At 73.3% G+C, this 17,050-nt stretch carries 16 protein-coding genes, 2 tRNA genes and 1 other RNA gene; 4 read left to right on the top strand and 15 right to left on the bottom strand.

Annotation, left to right across the window (positions count from 1 at the left end; translation table 11 throughout):
* Window positions 1–110 precede the first annotated feature (110 nt).
* The 7 genes from LPU43_RS13800 to ffs form a co-directional block, all read right to left on the bottom strand.
* Window positions 111–1,073 carry an ABC transporter permease gene (locus LPU43_RS13800; RefSeq protein WP_229400793.1) on the bottom strand — a complete coding sequence of 321 codons (963 nt, stop codon included), beginning with the start codon at window positions 1,071–1,073 and terminating at the stop codon, window positions 111–113.
* Entirely contained in the window at window positions 1,070–2,074 is a 1,005-nt protein-coding gene (locus LPU43_RS13795; RefSeq protein WP_229400792.1) for an ABC transporter permease, read from the bottom strand. The genes LPU43_RS13800 and LPU43_RS13795 overlap by 4 nt, the downstream gene beginning before the upstream one ends.
* A gap of 78 nt (window positions 2,075–2,152) precedes the next feature.
* Window positions 2,153–3,817, bottom strand: a complete 1,665-nt coding sequence (locus tag LPU43_RS13790) for an ABC transporter substrate-binding protein (RefSeq protein ID WP_229400791.1) — start codon at window positions 3,815–3,817, stop codon at window positions 2,153–2,155.
* A gap of 295 nt (window positions 3,818–4,112) precedes the next feature.
* A complete protein-coding gene (gene recR / locus LPU43_RS13785) occupies window positions 4,113–4,706 on the bottom strand; it encodes a recombination mediator RecR (protein ID WP_229400790.1) in 594 nt (197 codons plus the stop codon).
* A gap of 14 nt (window positions 4,707–4,720) precedes the next feature.
* Window positions 4,721–5,029, bottom strand: a complete 309-nt coding sequence (locus LPU43_RS13780; protein WP_229401102.1) for a YbaB/EbfC family nucleoid-associated protein — start codon at window positions 5,027–5,029, stop codon at window positions 4,721–4,723.
* A 109-nt stretch (window positions 5,030–5,138) separates the two neighbouring features.
* Window positions 5,139–7,820: a DNA polymerase III subunit gamma and tau gene (locus tag LPU43_RS13775; protein WP_229400789.1), complete on the bottom strand. Its 2,682-nt coding sequence runs from the start codon at window positions 7,818–7,820 to the stop codon at window positions 5,139–5,141.
* Between the two features lie 107 nt (window positions 7,821–7,927).
* An RNA gene (ffs, locus tag LPU43_RS13770) (signal recognition particle sRNA small type) lies at window positions 7,928–8,017 on the bottom strand.
* Between the two features lie 83 nt (window positions 8,018–8,100).
* Between ffs and LPU43_RS13765 the strand changes: the two genes are divergently transcribed.
* Window positions 8,101–8,185, top strand: a tRNA-Ser gene (locus tag LPU43_RS13765).
* Between the two features lie 199 nt (window positions 8,186–8,384).
* Here the strand turns inward: LPU43_RS13765 and LPU43_RS13760 are convergent.
* Window positions 8,385–8,651, bottom strand: coding sequence for a hypothetical protein (locus LPU43_RS13760; RefSeq protein ID WP_229400788.1), 267 nt, complete (start codon window positions 8,649–8,651; stop codon window positions 8,385–8,387).
* 343 nt (window positions 8,652–8,994) lie between these two features.
* Here LPU43_RS13760 and LPU43_RS13755 point away from each other — a divergent pair, with 343 nt between their 5' ends.
* Window positions 8,995–9,609 carry a hypothetical protein gene (locus LPU43_RS13755; RefSeq protein ID WP_229400787.1) on the top strand — a complete coding sequence of 205 codons (615 nt, stop codon included), beginning with the start codon at window positions 8,995–8,997 and terminating at the stop codon, window positions 9,607–9,609.
* The gene (locus LPU43_RS13750; protein WP_229400786.1) at window positions 9,606–10,169 is read left to right on the top strand and encodes a hypothetical protein; all 564 of its coding nucleotides are present in this window, start codon (window positions 9,606–9,608) and stop codon (window positions 10,167–10,169) included. The genes LPU43_RS13755 and LPU43_RS13750 overlap by 4 nt, the downstream gene beginning before the upstream one ends.
* 106 nt (window positions 10,170–10,275) lie before the next feature.
* Here the strand turns inward: LPU43_RS13750 and LPU43_RS13745 are convergent, their stop codons facing one another.
* The 3 genes from LPU43_RS13745 to LPU43_RS13735 form a co-directional block, all read right to left on the bottom strand.
* Window positions 10,276–11,901, bottom strand: coding sequence for an FG-GAP-like repeat-containing protein (locus LPU43_RS13745; protein ID WP_229400785.1), 1,626 nt, complete (start codon window positions 11,899–11,901; stop codon window positions 10,276–10,278).
* Between the two features lie 285 nt (window positions 11,902–12,186).
* Entirely contained in the window at window positions 12,187–13,809 is a 1,623-nt protein-coding gene (locus tag LPU43_RS13740; RefSeq protein ID WP_229400784.1) for an FG-GAP repeat protein, read from the bottom strand.
* A 211-nt stretch (window positions 13,810–14,020) separates the two neighbouring features.
* Window positions 14,021–14,107 (bottom strand) — tRNA-Ser (locus tag LPU43_RS13735).
* Between the two features lie 75 nt (window positions 14,108–14,182).
* Here LPU43_RS13735 and deoD point away from each other — a divergent pair.
* Window positions 14,183–14,890 (top strand): purine-nucleoside phosphorylase, encoded by a 708-nt coding sequence (deoD, locus tag LPU43_RS13730; RefSeq protein ID WP_229400783.1) that lies wholly within the window; start codon window positions 14,183–14,185, stop codon window positions 14,888–14,890.
* Window positions 14,891–14,965: 75 nt separating this feature from the next.
* Here deoD and LPU43_RS13725 read toward each other — a convergent pair whose 3' ends face one another.
* The 4 genes from LPU43_RS13725 to LPU43_RS13710 form a co-directional block, all read right to left on the bottom strand.
* The gene (locus LPU43_RS13725) at window positions 14,966–15,442 is read right to left on the bottom strand and encodes a nucleoside deaminase (RefSeq protein WP_229401101.1); all 477 of its coding nucleotides are present in this window, start codon (window positions 15,440–15,442) and stop codon (window positions 14,966–14,968) included.
* Window positions 15,443–15,728: 286 nt separating this feature from the next.
* On the bottom strand, window positions 15,729–16,256 hold the full coding sequence (locus LPU43_RS13720; protein WP_229400782.1) for a tRNA adenosine deaminase-associated protein: 528 nt from the start codon (window positions 16,254–16,256) through the stop codon (window positions 15,729–15,731).
* A 133-nt stretch (window positions 16,257–16,389) separates the two neighbouring features.
* Window positions 16,390–16,557 (bottom strand): hypothetical protein, encoded by a 168-nt coding sequence (locus LPU43_RS13715; protein WP_229400781.1) that lies wholly within the window; start codon window positions 16,555–16,557, stop codon window positions 16,390–16,392.
* Window positions 16,558–16,642: 85 nt separating this feature from the next.
* The gene (locus LPU43_RS13710) at window positions 16,643–17,038 is read right to left on the bottom strand and encodes a hypothetical protein (protein WP_229400780.1); all 396 of its coding nucleotides are present in this window, start codon (window positions 17,036–17,038) and stop codon (window positions 16,643–16,645) included.
* Window positions 17,039–17,050 lie beyond the last annotated feature (12 nt).

Here is a 17,050-nt window from a genome sequence, read left to right as displayed (position 1 = left end):
CGATCGCGACTGCGGGGCTCGCAAGCTCACTCCTCGCGCTTCACACGACAAACCTTTCGTTCGCGACTGCGGGGCTCGCAAGCTCACTCCTCGCGCTTCACGCATTACGCCTACTTCCGCAGCTTCGGGTCGAGGGCCTCGCGCATCGCCTCGCCGAGCAGGGTGAAGCCGAGCGCCGTGACGATGATCGCGAGGGCGGGCAGGATGGCGAGCCGGGGCGCGGCGTCGAGGTAGCGCTGCGCGTCGGCGAGCATCACCCCCCACTCCGGGATCGACGCGTCGTTGTTGCCCAGGCCGAGGAACGACAGCGCGGCGGCCTCGATGATCGCGGTGGCCAGGGTCAGCGTGGCCTGGACGATCACGGGGGCCAGCGAGTTCGGCACCACGTGGGTCAGGGCGATCTTCGGCTTCTTCACGCCCAGCGACGTCGCGGCCAGCACGTAGTCGCTGTTGGCCTGGGAGATCATCGAGCCGCGCAGCAGCCGGGCGAAGACCGGCACCGAGACCACGCCGACCGCGATCATCACGGTGCTCAGGCCGGCGCCGAGCAGCGCGGCGACGCTGATCGCGAGCAGCAGGCTCGGCATGGCCAGCAGCATGTCGACGAAGCGCATGAGGACGTTGTCGACGGCCCGGCCCCACCTGCCGCCGAGCCCGGCGCAGGCCCCGGCGACGCCGCCGATCAGCGACCCGACGGCCAGGCCGATGAGCGTGGAGACCACGCCGACCAGCAGGGTCTGCCGGGCGCCCACGATCATCCGGCTGAACTCGTCGCGGCCGATGTGGTCGACGCCGAACCAGTTCTCGGCCCGGGGGCCGGGGAAGTAGCCGATGTTGTCCCGGATCTCGCCCTTCCAGAGCTGGGCGTCCGCCGGGTGCGGGACGAGGAACGGCCCGACGATCGCGATCAGCAGGAACAGGCCGAGGATGACCGCGCCGACGATGGCGGCCGGATTGCGTCGCAGCCGCCGGAACGCCTCCTGCCAGAGGCTGACGCCGCGCTCGTCGTCCCGGGCGGCCAGCTCGGCGAGGCGGTCGATCTTCTCGCGCTTCTTGCCCGTGATCGTCGTCATCGCACCCTCACCCTCGGGTCGATCACGCTGTAGGAGAGGTCCACCAGGAGATTCACCAGCACGTACACCACCGCGATGATCAGGATGAAGCCCATCAGCACGGGGTAGTCGCGCTGGCTGATCGCCTCGGCGACGAACGCCCCGATGCCGCTGAAGGCGAAGACGGTCTCGGTCAGCACCGCGCCGGAGAGCAGGCCGCCGGTGAGCAGGCCGATGGAGGTGACCACGGGCAGCATGGCGTTGCGCAGCACGTGCCGGCTGCGGACGGTCCGCTCGGTCAGGCCCTTGGCCTCGGCGGTGCGGACGAAGTCCTCGTTGAGCACCTCCAGCACGCTGGCCCGGGTGATCCGCACGATGATCGCCAGCGGGATGCTGGCCAGCGCCAGGCCCGGCAGCACCAGGTGCCAGAGCGCGTCGGCGGCGGCGTCCCACTCGCGGGTCAGCAGCCCGTCGACGACGAAGAAGTTGGTGATCCGGGTCGCCCCGATGGTCGGGTCCTGCCGGCCGCTGGACGGGAACCAGCCGAGGTTCTCCGAGAAGATCGCCTTCAGCACGTACGCCAGGAAGAAGACCGGGATGCAGATGCCGATCAGCGAGCCGCCGACCGAGAGGTGGTCGAGCAGCCGGCCCCGGCGGCGGGCGGCCAGGTAGCCCAGCGGAATGCCGATCCCGATCGCGATGATCATCGCCATCACGGTCAGCTCCACCGTGCCGGGGAACCGCTCGAAGAACTCGGTGGTCACCGAGCGCTTGGTCGAGGTCGACGTGCCCAGGTCCAGGCTGAGCAGGCGTCGGACGAACCGGCCGTACTGGACCAGGATCGGCTCGTCCAGGCCGAGGTTGCGGCGGATGGCCGCGCGCATCTCCGGCGTGCCGCGCTCGCCGAGGATGGCGGTCTCGGGGCCGCCCGGCAGCCGGCGCAGCCAGATGAAGAGCAGGAGGGAGAGCCCGAACAGCGTCGGTATGAGCTGGAGCAGGCGTCTGACGATGAACCGGAACACGGGGGCCTCGACAGGGGGTGCGGAGGGTTACGGGCGGGCGCCGTGGTGCTGGCGCCCGCCCGCGTTCCTTGCGTCAGGTCAGGACTTGAACTCGGCGGTCGCGAAGCGCTCGTCGGTGAGCGGGCTCGCCTTGATCCCGGTCACGTCCTTGCCGAACACGATCGCCGGCGGCGAGTGCGAGACCGGCACGCCCGGCAGGAAGTCCATGATCGCCTTGTTCAGGGCCTTGTACTTCTCCACCCGCGCCGCCGGGTCGGCGGTGGTGTCCGCGTCCTTGAACTGGTCGAACAGGGCCTTGTTGGTGAAGCCCCACTCGTCCTTCGGCCGGTCGAACATGGTGCCGATGAAGTTGTAGGCGTCGCCGTAGTCACCGGTCCAGCCGAGGAAGTGGATGTCGTGCTTGTTGCCCGAGGTGGTGGCGTTCAGGTAGTCCGGGCTCCACTTCAGCGGGATGGCCTGGACGTTGATGCCGACCGCCTTGAGGTCCGCCGAGAGCAGCTCGAAGATGTCCTTCGGGTTCGGCATGTACGGCCGGGTGACCTCGGTCGGGTAGTGGAACCGCAGGGTCAGGTTCGTCGCGCCCGCCTCGGCCAGCAGCGCCTTGGCCTTCTCCGGGTTGTAGTCGTACTTGGCCACGTCGGCGTTGAAGCCCTCGACGGTGTCCGGCATGAAGTTCACGCCGACCTTGGCGCCCGGGGGCAGCTTCGAGTCGACCAGCGCCTGGCGGTTGAGAGCGTACGCGATCGCCTGGCGGACCTTGACGTCGGCGAGCTTCGGGTTCCCCTTCTGGTTGATGGCCAGGTAGAGGATGTTGAACGCCGGGCGCGTGAGCATGTTGAAGCCCTCGGCCTTCAGCGGCTCGACGTCGGCCGGGCCGACCAGGTCGTACCCCTGGATGTCGCCGGAGCGCAGCGCCTGCTTGCGCGCGTTCTCGTCCGAGATGGTCTTGTAGATGATGGTCTTCAGCTTGGCCTTGGTGCCGGCGTAGTCGTCGTTGCGCTCGATGGTGAGCGTCTTGTTGGCCACGTCCCAGGACTTGAACTTGAACGGGCCGGTGCCGGTGGGGTGCTCCATCGCGTACGACGGGTACTTGATGTCCTCGGCGGTGCCGCCGACGTTGCTGGCGTCGTACTGCTGCAGCGCCTTCGGGCTGTGCATGGAGAACGAGGGCAGCATCAGCGCGGCCGGGATCTTGCTGGAGACCCGGGTGAACGCCAGGTCCACGGTGGTGGCGTCCTTGGCGGTGCAGGACTTGAAGAGGCTCGGCGGCAGGTCCGCGTCCTCGTTCTTGGCGAAGCCGCCCATGACGTCCTGCCAGTACGGGGTCACGTCCGGGCTCTGCATGAGGCCCTTGGAGTTGTACCAGCGGTCGAAGTTGGCGCAGACGGCCTCGGCGTTGAAGTCGGCGCCGTCGTGGAACTTCACGCCGGTGCGCAGCTTGAAGGTCCACGTCGTGCCGGCGGCGTCCGGGGTCCAGGTCTCGGCCAGCCCGGGGGTGACCTTGGTGCCCCCCTCCTCCGGCCGGACCAGGGTCTCGAAGACCTGACGGGCCACGCGCAGCGACTCGCCGTCGCTGGCGAAGCTGGGGTCGAGGACCTTCGGGTCGCCGGCGACGCCGAAGACCAGAGTGTCCTTCTTGCTACCGCCGGAACTGTCGTCGCGGTTGCTCTCGGCGCAGCCTGCTACCGCGAGGGCCGCGACCGCGACGGCCGCGACAGCGACCTTCGGCCTGGGTGCACGCATGGGTGCTTCACCTCGTCCTTGGGGGTACGGACAACGTGGTGACAGGGGTCACCGATGGGCGTGACCTTAGCCCCCGTTCGGACCACCCCGAAACCGCCCGGACACGGGTTGGTATCGGATCGTGTCCGAGCGTCCACAATGCCGACGAATCGAAGGTGGAAGCGGTCGATCGCCGAACGATTCTAGGGCGCGATGCCAAACTGTTACGTCGCCCCGCCCGTACTGCCGAAAGGTGTCAGATCACGGACCGCGCCCCTCGCCGGGCCTGTCGCGCCGCCCGGCGGTCGGGGAAGGGTCAGACCGCGCGGCGGCCCTCGAACGCGCGGCCGAGGGTGATCTCGTCGGCGTACTCCAGGTCGCCGCCGACCGGCAGGCCGCTGGCCAACCGGGTCACCGAGATGCCCATCGGCTTGACCAACAGCGCGAGGTACGTCGCCGTCGCCTCGCCCTCGGTGTTCGGGTCGGTGGCGAGGATCAGCTCGCGCACCGCGCCGCCGCCCAGCCGGACCATCAGCTCGCGGATGCGCAGATTGTCCGGCCCGATGCCCTCCAGCGGGTTGATCGCGCCGCCGAGCACGTGGTACCGGCCCCGGAACTCACCGGTCCGCTCGATCGCCACCACGTCCTTGGGCTCCTCGACCACGCAGAGCACCTCGTCGCTGCGGCGCGGGTCGCGGCAGATCCGGCACTGCTCGGACTCGGCCACGTTGTAACAGGTGGTGCAGAACCGGACCAGGTCCTTGACCTTGCGCAGCGCGCCGGCCAGCCGGTTCACGTCGGCCGGGTCCGCCGACAGGACGTGGAAGGCGATCCGCTGGGCGCTCTTCGGGCCGACGCCCGGCAGCCGCCCCAGCTCGTCGATGAGGTCCTGGATGGCACCTTCGTACATCGTCGGCGGCCGGCTCAGAAACCGGGCAGGCCGAGGCCGCCCATGCCGCCCGCGACCGGGCCCATCTTCTGCTCGGTCAGCGCCCGGGCCGCCTCGGCGGCGTTGTGCAGCGCGGCGACCACCAGGTCCTCCAGCGTCTCCACGTCCTCCGGGTCGACGGCCTTGGGATCGATCTTGATGCCCTTGATGTCGCCCGAACCCGAGACGGTCGCGGTGACCAGGCCGCCCCCGGCGGTGCCCGTCACCTCGGCCTCGGCCAGCTCAGCCTGCGCCTTGGCGATCTGCTGCTGCATCTTCTGCGCCTGCTTCAGCATCTGCTGCATGTTCGGCTGTCCACCTGGGCGCACGGATCGCTCCTTCTCGCACTCGTCTGCTCGGCCGCGCCCAGCCTAGCCGGGGCGCGACCCGTTCACCGGCGCGGGCGACCCCGCGTCAGCGGGCGTCCACCTCGTCGATCTTCTCGGCCCCGAGCGCCTCCCGGAGGAGCTGCACCGCCTGCTCCTCGCTGGACTGCCGGGCGGTCCGCTCGTCGATCACCTCGTCGAGCGGCTCGTCACCCGGGTCGAAGCCCTCGTAGGCCGGCGCGGCAACCGGCGCCGCGGCAGCCGGGCCTCCACCGCCGCGCAGGGGCCCGTCGTAGTCCGGGTCGTAGGGCGGCTCGCCCGCCCAATCGGCGTCCGCGGTCTTCCGCGCCTCCTGGGTACGCGGGCCCCGGCCGGCCGCCGCCGCCCGCGCCGCCGCGAGCCCACTGCTGACCGGTGCGCCACCACCGGCCCCACCGCCGCCGCCCGCGTTGGCCGCGCCGGTGCCGGTCGCGCCGTTCGCCCTGCCCGCGCCGTTCGCCCTCCCTGCGCCGCCCGTGCCGACCGTGCTGCCGGTGCCGGCCGCGCTGGTGCCGGTCGAGCCGTTCGCCCCCGGGGCTGCCGGTGCGGGCGGCCCGGCGGGGGATGGTGCCGAGGCCGCGCCGCCCGGACGGGCCGGCTCCGGCCACGCCTCGCCGCCCGGCGCGCCGCCGGGCCGGGCCGCCTCCGGCCAGTCCTCGTCCCCACCGGAAGCGGGCGCGGAGCCGCCCGGACGGGCCGGCTCGGGCCAATCCTCGCCGGCCGCCGGCCCTGAGCCGCCGCCCGGCCTACCGCCGGCACGCCCACCCGGCCCGCCGCCGTTGCCGCCCCCCGCGCCACCACCGGCACGGCCACCCGGCCCGCCGCCGATGCCGCCCCCCGCGCCACCACCGGCACGGCCACCCGGCCCGTCGCCGTCGCGGCCACCCGGGCCAGCGGCGGGCCGAGCCGGGGCGCCGCCCCGGTCGGCGGGCGCGGCGGGCGGGGGCCCGGCCGGGGCGCCGGGCGCCGGGTGTGCGGGTGCTGCGGGGCCGGTCGCCTGCGGTGCCGGGCGGGCCGGCGCGGACGCCGCCGCCCGGGACCCGCCCCCCGACGCCCCGGAGACCTCGCAGCGGATCTGCCAGCGCCCGCCCAGCTCCTCGTAGAGCGCGTCGGTGAGCACCGTCGCGTGGTCGGACATCATCTTCGCCAGCACCGTCGACTTGACGGTCAGCACCAGCGCGTCGCCGTCCAGCTCCCGGACGACCGCGTCGCGCATCAGCGCCGCGATCCGCTTGTTGGTCCGGTTGACCTTGCCGACCACCTCGGGCCACGCCCGGCGCACCGCGACCGCGTCCAGCGCCCCGGGGGCCACCGACCCCGGGCGGGGCGGGGCGGGGGTGCCCGGGTCGGGCATGACCGCCTCCGGCGGGACCTCCCGCCGGGGCGGGACCACGGCGGCCGGCGCCGGAACGGGGGCGGTGGGGGTGGCCGGGGCGCTCGCCGGGGCGGCGGACGCCGCCGCCGGCGCGGTCGGCGCGGCAGCCGCCTGCGGTGCGGTGGGCTCGGGGCGTACCGCCGGGGGCGGGGCGACCGGCGCGGGCCCGGCGGCGGCCGGCGGCAGCTCCGTGCCGGCCAGGGTGAGCCGGCGCTCCATCCGTTCGAGGCGCTGGAGCAGGCCGCCGGTGGAGTCGTCCACCCCCGGCAGCAGCATCCGGGCGGAGATCAGCTCCAGCAGCAGCCGGGGCGCGGTGGTGCCGCGCATCTGCACCAGGCCGTCATGCACGATGTCCGCGCAGCGGGACAGGGTGGCCGGGCCGAGCCGCTGCGCCTGGGCCGTCATCCGCTCGATCTGGTCGGCCGGCCCGTCGATCAGGCCCTTGGCGGCGGCGTCGGGCACCTGCTGGAGGACGATCAGGTCGCGCAGCCGCTCCAGCAGGTCCGAGGCGAACCGGCGGGGGTCGTGCCCGGCCTCGGCGACCCGGTCGACGGTCGCGTACGCGGCGGCGCCGTCCCCGGCGGCGAGCGCGTCGCACATCTCGTCGATCAGCGCCGAGTCGGTGACGCCGAGCAGTGCGGCGGCCCGCGCGTAGGTGACGCCCTCCGCGCCGGCGCCCGCGATGAGCTGGTCCAGCACGGAGAGGCTGTCCCGGGCGCTGCCGCCGCCGGCCCGCACGACGAGGGGAAAGACCGCTGGCTCGACCGTGACCCCCTCGGCCTCGCAGAGCTGCTCCAGGTACGGCCGGAGCGTCTTCGGCGGGATCAGCCGGAAGGGGTAGTGGTGCGTCCGCGACTTGATCGTGCCGAGGACCTTCTCCGGCTCGGTCGTGGCGAAGATGAACTTGACGAACTCCGGGGGCTCCTCGACCAGCTTGAGCAGGGCGTTGAAGCCGGCCGACGAGACCATGTGCGCCTCGTCGATGACGTAGATCTTGAACCGGCTGTGGGCCGGGGCGAAGAACGCCTTCTCGCGCAGCTCGCGGGCGTCGTCGACGCCGCCGTGGCTGGCCGCGTCGATCTCCAGCACGTCGATCGAGCCACCGTCGGTGGCCAGCGAGCGGCAGGACTCGCACTGGCCGCACGGCTCCGGGGTGGGGCCCTGCTCACAGTTCAGCGAGCGGGCCAGGATGCGGGCGCTGGAGGTCTTGCCGCAGCCCCGGGGCCCGGAGAAGAGGTAGGCGTGGTTGAGCCGCCCGCTGCGCAGCGCCTGCGACAGCGGCTCGGTGACGTGCTCCTGCCCGATGACCTCGGCGAAGGTGCGCGGCCGGTACTTGCGGTAGAGCGCCAGTGCCACCCGTCCCGCCTCCTCTCGACCGAGCCATTCTGCGCCGGTCGGGCACGCGTGACCACCCACCACCCCGTGACCCTGACCGCGGGTACGGTATCGCCACCCGGAGACAAAAAGGCCTCCCGTGCACCCGGCAGAGCTCGCTTATCCTTGCTGCCTTCCGGCCCTGGGGAGGTTCACGAGATACCGCCGCACGGGAGGTGACACCCAGCCTACCCGACGCCCGTACGATCTTCATGGGGGTGGTGGGGTGGCCGCGCCGCGCGGGACCTGTATCCTGTCCCACGGAGGATTCGCCTAGAGGCCTAGGGCGCACGCTTGGAAAGCGTGTTGGGTTTACACCCTCACGAGTTCGAATCTCGTATCCTCCGCTCGCTTGAGCAGCACGAACGAGCAGGGCCGGCCCCACTGGGACCGGCCCTGAGTCGTCTCACCCGCCCTGCTCCGGCCCGCTGACTCAGCCGGTGTGACCGCGCTGGTGATCTCTCGAAGAGCATTCGAAGGCCACGACGACGGTCGAGGGGTCACGGATGGCCGCCGACGATGGCGGCCATCCGCGCCCCGGCGGCGTCAGCAGGTGGTGTTGCGCCCCGGAACCCAGCCGTCCAGCGACGGGTCCTCGGCGCCGTGGCCGTAGATCCAGGAGTCGTCGTCGATGGCCCAGACCTGACCGTGCCAGCGGAAGCCGCGCCCGGCGGTCAGGGTGCGCAGCACGAAGCCGCTCTGCGGTGCGGCGCGGAGCCAGGTGTTCTCCCTGAGGTTGCAGACGATGCCCCACGCGTCGCTGGCCGAGGCGGGCGTGGCCACCACGCCCGTACCAGCGAGAACGACAGTCATGGCCGTCAGCACGTGCAGAAGTCGACGTTTCACCCGTGTCCCTTCGGTGTGAACCAGTAAGGCCCTGCGATCGCGGTCAATATACAAGCGCTCTGGGGCGCCCGTAGGCCCACGCAGCGCCCGCCCGCCCGTCGTCGACCGGGCCCCGCCCAGGCGGTCATCGCCCTGACCGCCGGCGCGCCCCCGCCACCTCGTCGACGGTTCCTGACGCAGTCCCGCCCACCCGGTACGGTCCGGGCAGCACCGGCACGCCACTCCCCCCGGTACGGTCCGGGCAGCGCCGGCGCACCACTCCCGGTCGTACACATGTTCCATCCACAGGCTGTGGACACGGAGGAGTTCGATGGGTTACCAGCTCAGTGCGGTGGTCGCCGACGTCGAGCTGCTCCGCGAGCGGACCGTCGACCTGGACCACGCCGTGCTCGCCGCGTTGCGCCAGGACTTCGCGCTGCTGCCGGTCACCCCGCAACTCGTCGAGGAGCTGACCGGGGCCCTGCCGGACTTCGTCGCCGGGGATCTCGGCCCCGACCGGCCGTTCGAGCTGGTGCTCTCGCCGGCCCTGGCCGGGCTGTTCGCCGGGTGGTCCCGGTTGGGGCCGGTGGCGTACCTGGAGGCGGAGTTCTCCGGTGGCGTCGGGCACCAGGCGGCGGTGGTCTGGCTGGCCGGCGCGGTGAGCTGGGGGCCGCGCTTCGACGCCGTGCTGGACGCCCCGCGCGAGCAGTGGCCGGTGAACGCGGCGCTGGTCCGCATCGGCGCGGAGCCGGGGCCGTGGATCGACCCGTTCGCCGAGCTGGGCCTGCATCTGGAGCGGAACACCGACGGCTGGTTGGCGCACGGGCGGCGCGGGCTGTCCGCCGACTACTGGGACGAGCTGGCCGAGGAGTGGGAAATCAGGGAATCCGCCGCCCGGCAGCAACCTGGAGGCCCCGGTCCCGTTGGGGACTGGGGGATTCCATGAAATTGCGACAATTCGTCTTCATTGCGGCGCTGCTCACGGCCGCCTCGATCGCGGGCAGCGGCGTACGTCCACAGGGGCCGGTCGACGAGGCCGGCGACCATCGACCGCGCGACCCGCTCGGCACCCGGCCGGCCGGCGTGGACGAGGTCGTCGGCCTCGACGGGCTGCGCGACGTCGAGTTTGGCGACACCGAGCAGGAGCTGACCCGGCGCGGGGCGCTCAGCCCCGGCGCGGACGCCTGCGGCCCGGCTCTCGCGGGCCACGGCGCGGCCAGCCCGATCTTCGTCGACGATCGGCTGGTGCTGCTCTGGCTCGACGACCCGGCCCGCACCCCCGAGGGGGTCACCGTCGGCACCCCCGTCGCCGAGATCGCCAGCCGCTACCGGTCGGTGAGCCGGCTCGACGCTCCCCGACAGACGCACCGCTTCGACGGGCTGCTGGCCCGGCGCGGCGACCGCGCGTACCTCTTCCTGCACGACGGCCGCACGGTCCGCAAGATCATCGTCGGGTACGCCGACTGGGCCCGCCGCCTCTTCGCCGAGGGCCACGGCCCCTGCTGAGCCTGCGGTCGGCCGGGCCTCCGCGGCTCCTGACGCGGGAGGCCCGGCGCGAGCGTCACCGCACCGCCCGTGGCGGTGGTGGCGCCCCGGCCGGGCCTCCGGCAGGTCAGTACAGGCTGACGCTGCTCTGCGGCCCGGCGATGCGGAAGCCGTACGACAGGAGCGAGAGGCGATCGGTGCGCAGCGACGCGCCGCTCCACGAGGTGGCCTGCGGCGCGAGCCCGCCCGAGGAGCCGTGGAACGCGGCGATCGAGCCGGACGGGTAGCCCGCGAGGTCGCCGGCCACCTCCTCCCCGCTCGACGCCACCACGGCGTCGAGCCCGCCGGTGCCGTTGAGGTTCAGCAACGCGACGGAGGCACCGAACTTGTCACCGCGCTCGGCCGAGCCCGGGATCACCTCGTGGTTCTGGTCGAACCCCTGGGCACCGGTCCCGGTGAGCCCCGAGGCGGAGCCCTTCAGCAGGGTCGCTCCCCCGGCCTGAGTCGCCGAACCGATGGCCTCGCCGGGCACGCCGACCAGCACGTCCGCCTTGCCGTCGCCGGTCACGTCGCCGACGGCGAGCGTCGCGCCGAAGCGGTCCTCGTCCTCGGGGTCTCCCGGTACGCCGGCCGTCGCCTGCGTGGCGATCTTTACCGCGCTGCCGGACAGGCCGGCGGAGCGGCCCGTGAAGGCCGCGACGAGACCGCCGTTCAGGTGCGGGGTCTGGGCGCTGGGCGCCCCGGCGATCACCTCGCCCAGCCCGTCGCCGTTCACGTCGCCGATGGCGAGGGACTGGCCCAGGTACCAGGCGATGATGAAGGGATCACCCGTCGCCGCGTGCACCGCCGCGCCGGTGGCCGAGGTGGCCCCGGTGGAGGAGATGCCACCGGCCGCGCCCCACATCAGGGTGACCATCCCGCTGCCGTACGCGCCGCTGCCGTCGTTCTCCCACGGCGCACCGATGGCCAGGTCGGCGTACCGGTCGTTGTTGACCTTGCCGATCGCGAGCGTGCGGCCGAACTGGTCGTTACGCTCAGCTCCCCCGGGCACCGCCTCCTGGTCCTGCTGGAGGTACTGCGAGCCGGTGGCCGTCAGGCCCGCCGCCCCGCCGAGAAGGACGTAGACCGCGCCGGCGTCCGCCTTGTCCCCGATCGCCTCCCCGTACGCGCCGACCGCCAGGTCGTCGCGGCCGTCGCCGTTGATGTCGCCGGCCGCGAGCGCACCCCCGAACCGGTCGTAGCTCTCCGGCTCGCCCTGGACCCCGTCGGAGCTCTGGTTGAAGTGGCCCGCAGAGCCGACCACCAGACCCGAGCTGCTGCCCGGAATGATCCAGACCCCGCCGGCCTGGGCCTTGTTACGCGGGTCCACCTCGTCCGCGTCACCGATTGCGAGGTCGTCGTACCCGTCGCCGTTGAAGTCCCCCGCCACGATCGCCGCACCGAGGCTGCCGGCCCCGGTCGACGCCCCCATGAGGTAGTCGACCTGCGGCGCGGACGAGTACCGCACGACCACCACGCCGGTCGGATAGTGCGGCAGGTTGGACTCGAGGAAATCGGTGGAGGCCGCGACGTCGTCGACGCCGTCGCCGTCAAAGTCGGAACGGGTGGCACCCGTCCCCCGTACCGGGGTGACGGCCTTCGCCACCCGGTGATGCTGAAGGACGACGCCGTCCCGGCTGATGGTCCCGAAGTCGTCCGCCGCCTGGGCGGGGGCCCCGATCGACAGCCCGGCCAGCACGGCCAGGACAGACACGCTCGCAGTTCTCCGACGCAATTGACACTCCCCGCTCGCTGTGGACGCCCCGACACGATAGGGGCGCGGATCGACAGCGATAACCGGGTGATCGGGTGCTGTCGGCGACGACCGGGCAGCACGTCCCGCCCGAGCAGTCGACGACGGCAGCACCGCTCGCAGCGACGCGGCCTTGCCTGCGGAGCACGGTCCGTCGCGGTGAAGGGCCAGCCCCGTAGGACCGGCCCTTCGCCGCGCTCGGCCGGGCGCGGGCGGCACGAGGTCCGCCCGGCCCGGCACGTCCGCTCAGTACAGGATGCCGCCGCTCTGCGGCCCGGCGATCCGGGTGCCGTACCGCTGGGGCCAGATCCGCTCGGTGCGCAGGGACGCGCCGCTCCACGAGGTGGCCTGCGGCACGAGCCCGCCCGAGGAGCCGTGGAAGACGGCGATGGCCCCGGACGGGTGGTCGGCCGTGTCGCCGTCCACCTCCTCCCCGATCGACGCCACGACGGCGTCGAGCCCGCCGGTGCCGTTGAGGTTCAGCAGCGCCGCCGAGGCGCCGAACAGGTCGCGGCGCTCGGCCGAGTCCGGTACGACCGCGTGGTTCTGGTCGAACCCCTGGGCGCCGGTCCCGGTCAGCCCCGAGGCGGAGCCCTTGAGCAGGATGACCGTCCCGGCCTCGGCCGTGGAGCCGATGGCCTCGCCGGGCCCGCCGACCAGCACGTCGGCCTTGCCGTCGCCGGTCACGTCGCCGACGGCGAGCGTCGCGCCGAACCGGTCGAACCCCTCGGGGTCCCCCGGCACGCCGGCCGTGCCCTGCGTGATGATCCGCACGGCGCTGCCGGACAGGCCGGCGGAGCGGCCCGTGAAGGCCGCGACGAGACCGCCGGTCAGGTACGGGGTCTGGGCGCTGGGGGCCCCGGCCAGCACCTCGCCCAGCCCGTCGCCGTTCACGTCGCCGATCGCCAGGGCCTCACTCAGGTTCCACGCGGTCGTCTCGGGGTTGCTCGTCGAGCCGCTCACGGCCGCGCCGGTGGCCGACGTGGCCCCGGTGGACGACACCCCGCCGGCCGAACCCCACATGAGGGTGACCATGCCGCTGCCGTCCGGGGACGTGCTGCTGTTCTCCCAGGGCGCGCCGATGGCCAGGTCGGCGTACCGGTCGTTGTTGACCTTGCCGATGGCGAGCGTGAAGCCGAACTGGTCGTTGCGCTCGGCCCCGCCGGGCACCGCCTCCTGGTCCTGCTGGAGGTAACGGGAGTTGGTCGCGGTCAGGCCCCCGGACCCGCCGAAGAGGACGTAGACCGCGCCGGCGTCGGCCTTGTCGCCGATCGCCTCCCCGTACGCGCCGATCGCCAGGTCGTCGCGGCCGTCGCCGTTGATGTCGCCGGCCGCCAGCGCACCCCCGAACCGGTCGTAGCTCTCCGGCTCGCCCTGCACGCCCTCCGAACTCTGGTTGAAGTGGCTCGCCGAACCCACCACGAGGCCCGTCGGGCTGCCGGGGATGATCCAAACCCCGCCGGCGTGGGCCTTGTTACGCGGGTCCACCTCGTCCGAGTCACCGATGGCGAGATCGTCGTACCCGTCGCCGTTGAAGTCCCCCGCCACGAGGGCCATACCGAAACAGACGCAGCCGCCCTCGCTCGGCGACATGGCACCCAGGAGGTAGTCGACCTGCGGTGCGGACGAGTACCGCACGACGACCACCCCCGACGGGCGGTGGGGCAGGTCGGGGTCGCGGAAGTCACCGCTGGCCGCGACGTCGTCGACGCCGTCGCCGTCGAAGTCGGAACGGGTCGCACCCGTCCCCCGCACCGGGCTGGCCGCCTTCGCCACCCGGTGATGCTGGAGGATCACGCCGTCCCGGGTGACGGTCCCGACCTCCTCCGCCGCCTCGGCGGGGGCGCCGATCGACAATCCGGCCAGCACGGCCAGGACAGAAACGCTTGCGGTCTTCCGGCGCAATGACACTCCTCGCTCGCTGTGGACGCCTCGACACGATAGGGGCGGAGATCGACAGCGATAACCGGACGATCGGGCATCGCGGCAGGCCGAACAGCCGGAGCCGGCAGAACTGGGACCGGAAGCGGAACGCCCGGCCGGTCCTCGCGGACCTGCCGGGCGTTCTCGCTGTTGCGAGCGGTGGCGGAGGGATTTGAACCCTCGGAGGGCGTAAACCCTCACACGCTTTCGAGGCGTGCTCCTTAGGCCGCTCGGACACGCCACCGCCGACGAGGGTACAGGACACCGGGCTCGGACGCCGAACCGGTGTCCCCTCGGCCGGCCTGGCAGGATCTTTGCCATGAGTACGCACATCGGCGCGAAGCCGGGAGAGATCGCCGAGCGGGTCCTGTTGCCGGGTGACCCGCTGCGGGCCAAGTGGATCGCGGAGACCTACCTCGAGGGCGCACGCTGCTACTCGACGGTCCGGGGCATGTTGGGCTTCACCGGCCGCTGGAACGGCGTGGAAGTCTCCGTCCAGGGCTCCGGCATGGGCATGCCGTCCGCCTCCATCTACGCCCACGAGCTGGTCAACGAGTACGGCGTGAAGTCCCTCGTCCGGGTCGGCTCCTGCGGGGCGCTCTCGGAGGAGCTCCAACTGCGGGACGTCGTCGCGGCGATCGGCTCGTCCACCGACTCGAACATGAACCGGATGCGCTTCGACGGGCTGATCGACTACGCCCCGGTCGCCGACTTCGGTCTCCTGCGCACCTCGGTGGAGGTCGCCGAGCGGCGCGGCATCGACATGCGGGTGTGCCCGATCCTGGCGGCGGACGCCTTCTACACGGACCGGCCGGACCTGTACGACACCCTGGCGGACTACGGGGTGCTGGCGGTGGAGATGGAGTCCGCCGCCCTCTACACGATCGCGGCCCGGTTCAAGGCCCGCGCACTGACCATCCTCACGGTCAGCGACCACATCAAGACCGGGGAGAAGACCACCTCGGAGGAGCGGGAGCAGACCTTCTCCCAGATGGTCGAGATCGGCCTGGACACGATCATCGCCTGACGGCGGGGCGGGCCCACCGGGCCTCCGGCGGGCGGCCGTGAACGGCGGCCCGGCCGGGACACCGGCGCACGGGCGTCAGCGGAAGAAGGCGCGCAGGACGGCGGAGTTCTCCGTCGCCAGCACCCCGCCGTACACCTCGGGGCGGTGGTTGAGGCGGCGGTCGCGCAGCACGTCCCACAGCGACCCCGCCGCCCCGGTCTTGGGCTCCCAGGCCCCGAAGACCACGGTCGAGATCCGGGCCAGCACGATCGCCCCCGCGCACATCGTGCAGGGCTCCAGCGTCACCACGAGCGTGCAGTCGTCCAGCCGCCACCGGCCCAGGCGCTCGGCGGCCCGGCGCAGCGCCAGCACCTCCGCGTGCGCGGTCGGGTCGCCGGTCAGCTCCCGCTCGTTGCGTCCCACGGCCAGCTCGGTCCCGTCCGGGCCGTAGACCACCGCGCCGACCGGCACGTCGTCCGCCGACCCCTCGGCGGCGACGGCGGCCTCCGGGCTGGTGACTCCCGAACCGGTGACCGCTGGGCCGGTGACGGCGGCCTGGAGGGCGCGGCGCATCCACAGCTCGTGCCGCTGCCGCCGGCCGGTGCCGGTGGGCTCCGCGAGGCCCTCGTGGGCCCCCGGCCCGGCCCGGCCCACCGCGCCCGGCGTCGGCTGCCCGGACCGCACCGGCCCCAGCGCGGGGTCGGTGGCGTCGGCCGGCTCGGCGGTACCCGCCAGCGGCGACCCGCCCCCGGCCAACCCGGGCCCACCGGAGGCCGACGAAGGCCCACCGGAAGGCGACGCCGCGCCGGGAGCCGAGGGCCCACCGGAAGGCGACGGCCCGTCGAAAGGCGACGACGGCTCAGACGCCACGCAGTTCCTCGACCTCGTCGACGCAGCCCAGCGCCTGGCACACCTCGGCGGTCACGTCGGCCGGCAGCATTCCTTCGTGCGCGCAGAGGCCGAGCAGCCGCTGCGCGGGGATGCCCAGGTCGGCCAGGATGTCCGCGTCGCCGACCGGGTCGGCCTCCGGGTCGACGGCCGGCTGCTCGCTGTCCTCGTCGCCCCCGGTGGCGGCCCGGGGCTCCTCGGTGTCGTCGAAGCCGGTGACCGGCCCCTTGAGGTCGCCGACCAGCAGCGCGCCGAGCCGCGACTCCTCCGCGTACGCGGAGTCGGAGCCGAAGACCCGCAGGTCCTCCCCCTCGTCGAGGCGCAGGATGACCAGGTAGGCGTCGTCGGCCTCGACGAAGAGCAGCGACAGGTCGGCGTCGGGCTCGACGTCGCGCAGCCGGTCGGCGACGTCGTCGACGTCGGTGGCGTCGCGCAGGTTCACCTCGGCGGCGGCCCACCCGCCTTCGTCGCGCACCACGGCGGCAGCGAAGTACGACACGGTTCCCCCAATTGGCCTCGGCCCGGCAACGCCGACTCGTTACGCGTGCACGTTATCCGGTCGGATCGGCGGGCGAGGAGTCAACGCCCCGAAGGGCCGGGCAATCCTGCGGGAAATGGGCGGGGCCGGGCCGTCAGCCCGCGACGCGGCGCCGGGTGGCGATGAGCTGCCGCAGCCGCTCGGTGCGCTCGCGCTGCGGCTGCTCCCGCTGGCGCACCGCTCGGGCCCCCGCCAGCTCGGCGAGGATCTGGGCGCGGCGGCGGCTCCGCTCTGCGTCGAGTCGCGGAATGGTCCAGGCCATACCGGGAGCGTGCGCCGTCCGGCGGGGGTACGTCAAGACGGGATTCGCTGCGCAGCCGGCCCGCCACCGCTCGTGGCCGCCCCGGTCACCAGAGCGGCCAGTCGCCCCCGGTCGCCCACCGCACGGCGACGACGGCGGCGGCGATGCTCCAGCCACCGCCGGTGACGATCGCGACGCCGGTGGCCACCCCCCGGTCGCCGAACCGGACCAGCGCCAGGGCGGCCAGCCACGCGACGCCGCCGGCCAGGACCGTCCACCAGGCGTAAGTGGGGACGTCGCGGCCGAGCAGGCCGAACAGCACCAGCCAGGCGGCGGCGGCCGCGCCGCCGGCGGCGACCCCGGCCCCGGTGACCGGGTGCGGCTCCCGCCAGGTCGGCCGCGACGGCGGCCCGGAGGGGAAGAGCCCCGAGGGGGTACGCGCGCCGGGGTGCTCCGGCTCGAACCGGGCCGCAGTGGTCGGTGGCCGAGGCTGCCAGGTCATCGCCGTCCCTCC

This window comes from Micromonospora okii (genome assembly GCF_020884795.1).
GTDB classification, from domain to species: Bacteria; Actinomycetota; Actinomycetes; order Mycobacteriales; family Micromonosporaceae; genus Micromonospora; species Micromonospora okii.
Note: the sequence above shows the minus strand (reverse complement) of the source record. Positions and strands in the feature narration are given on the sequence as shown.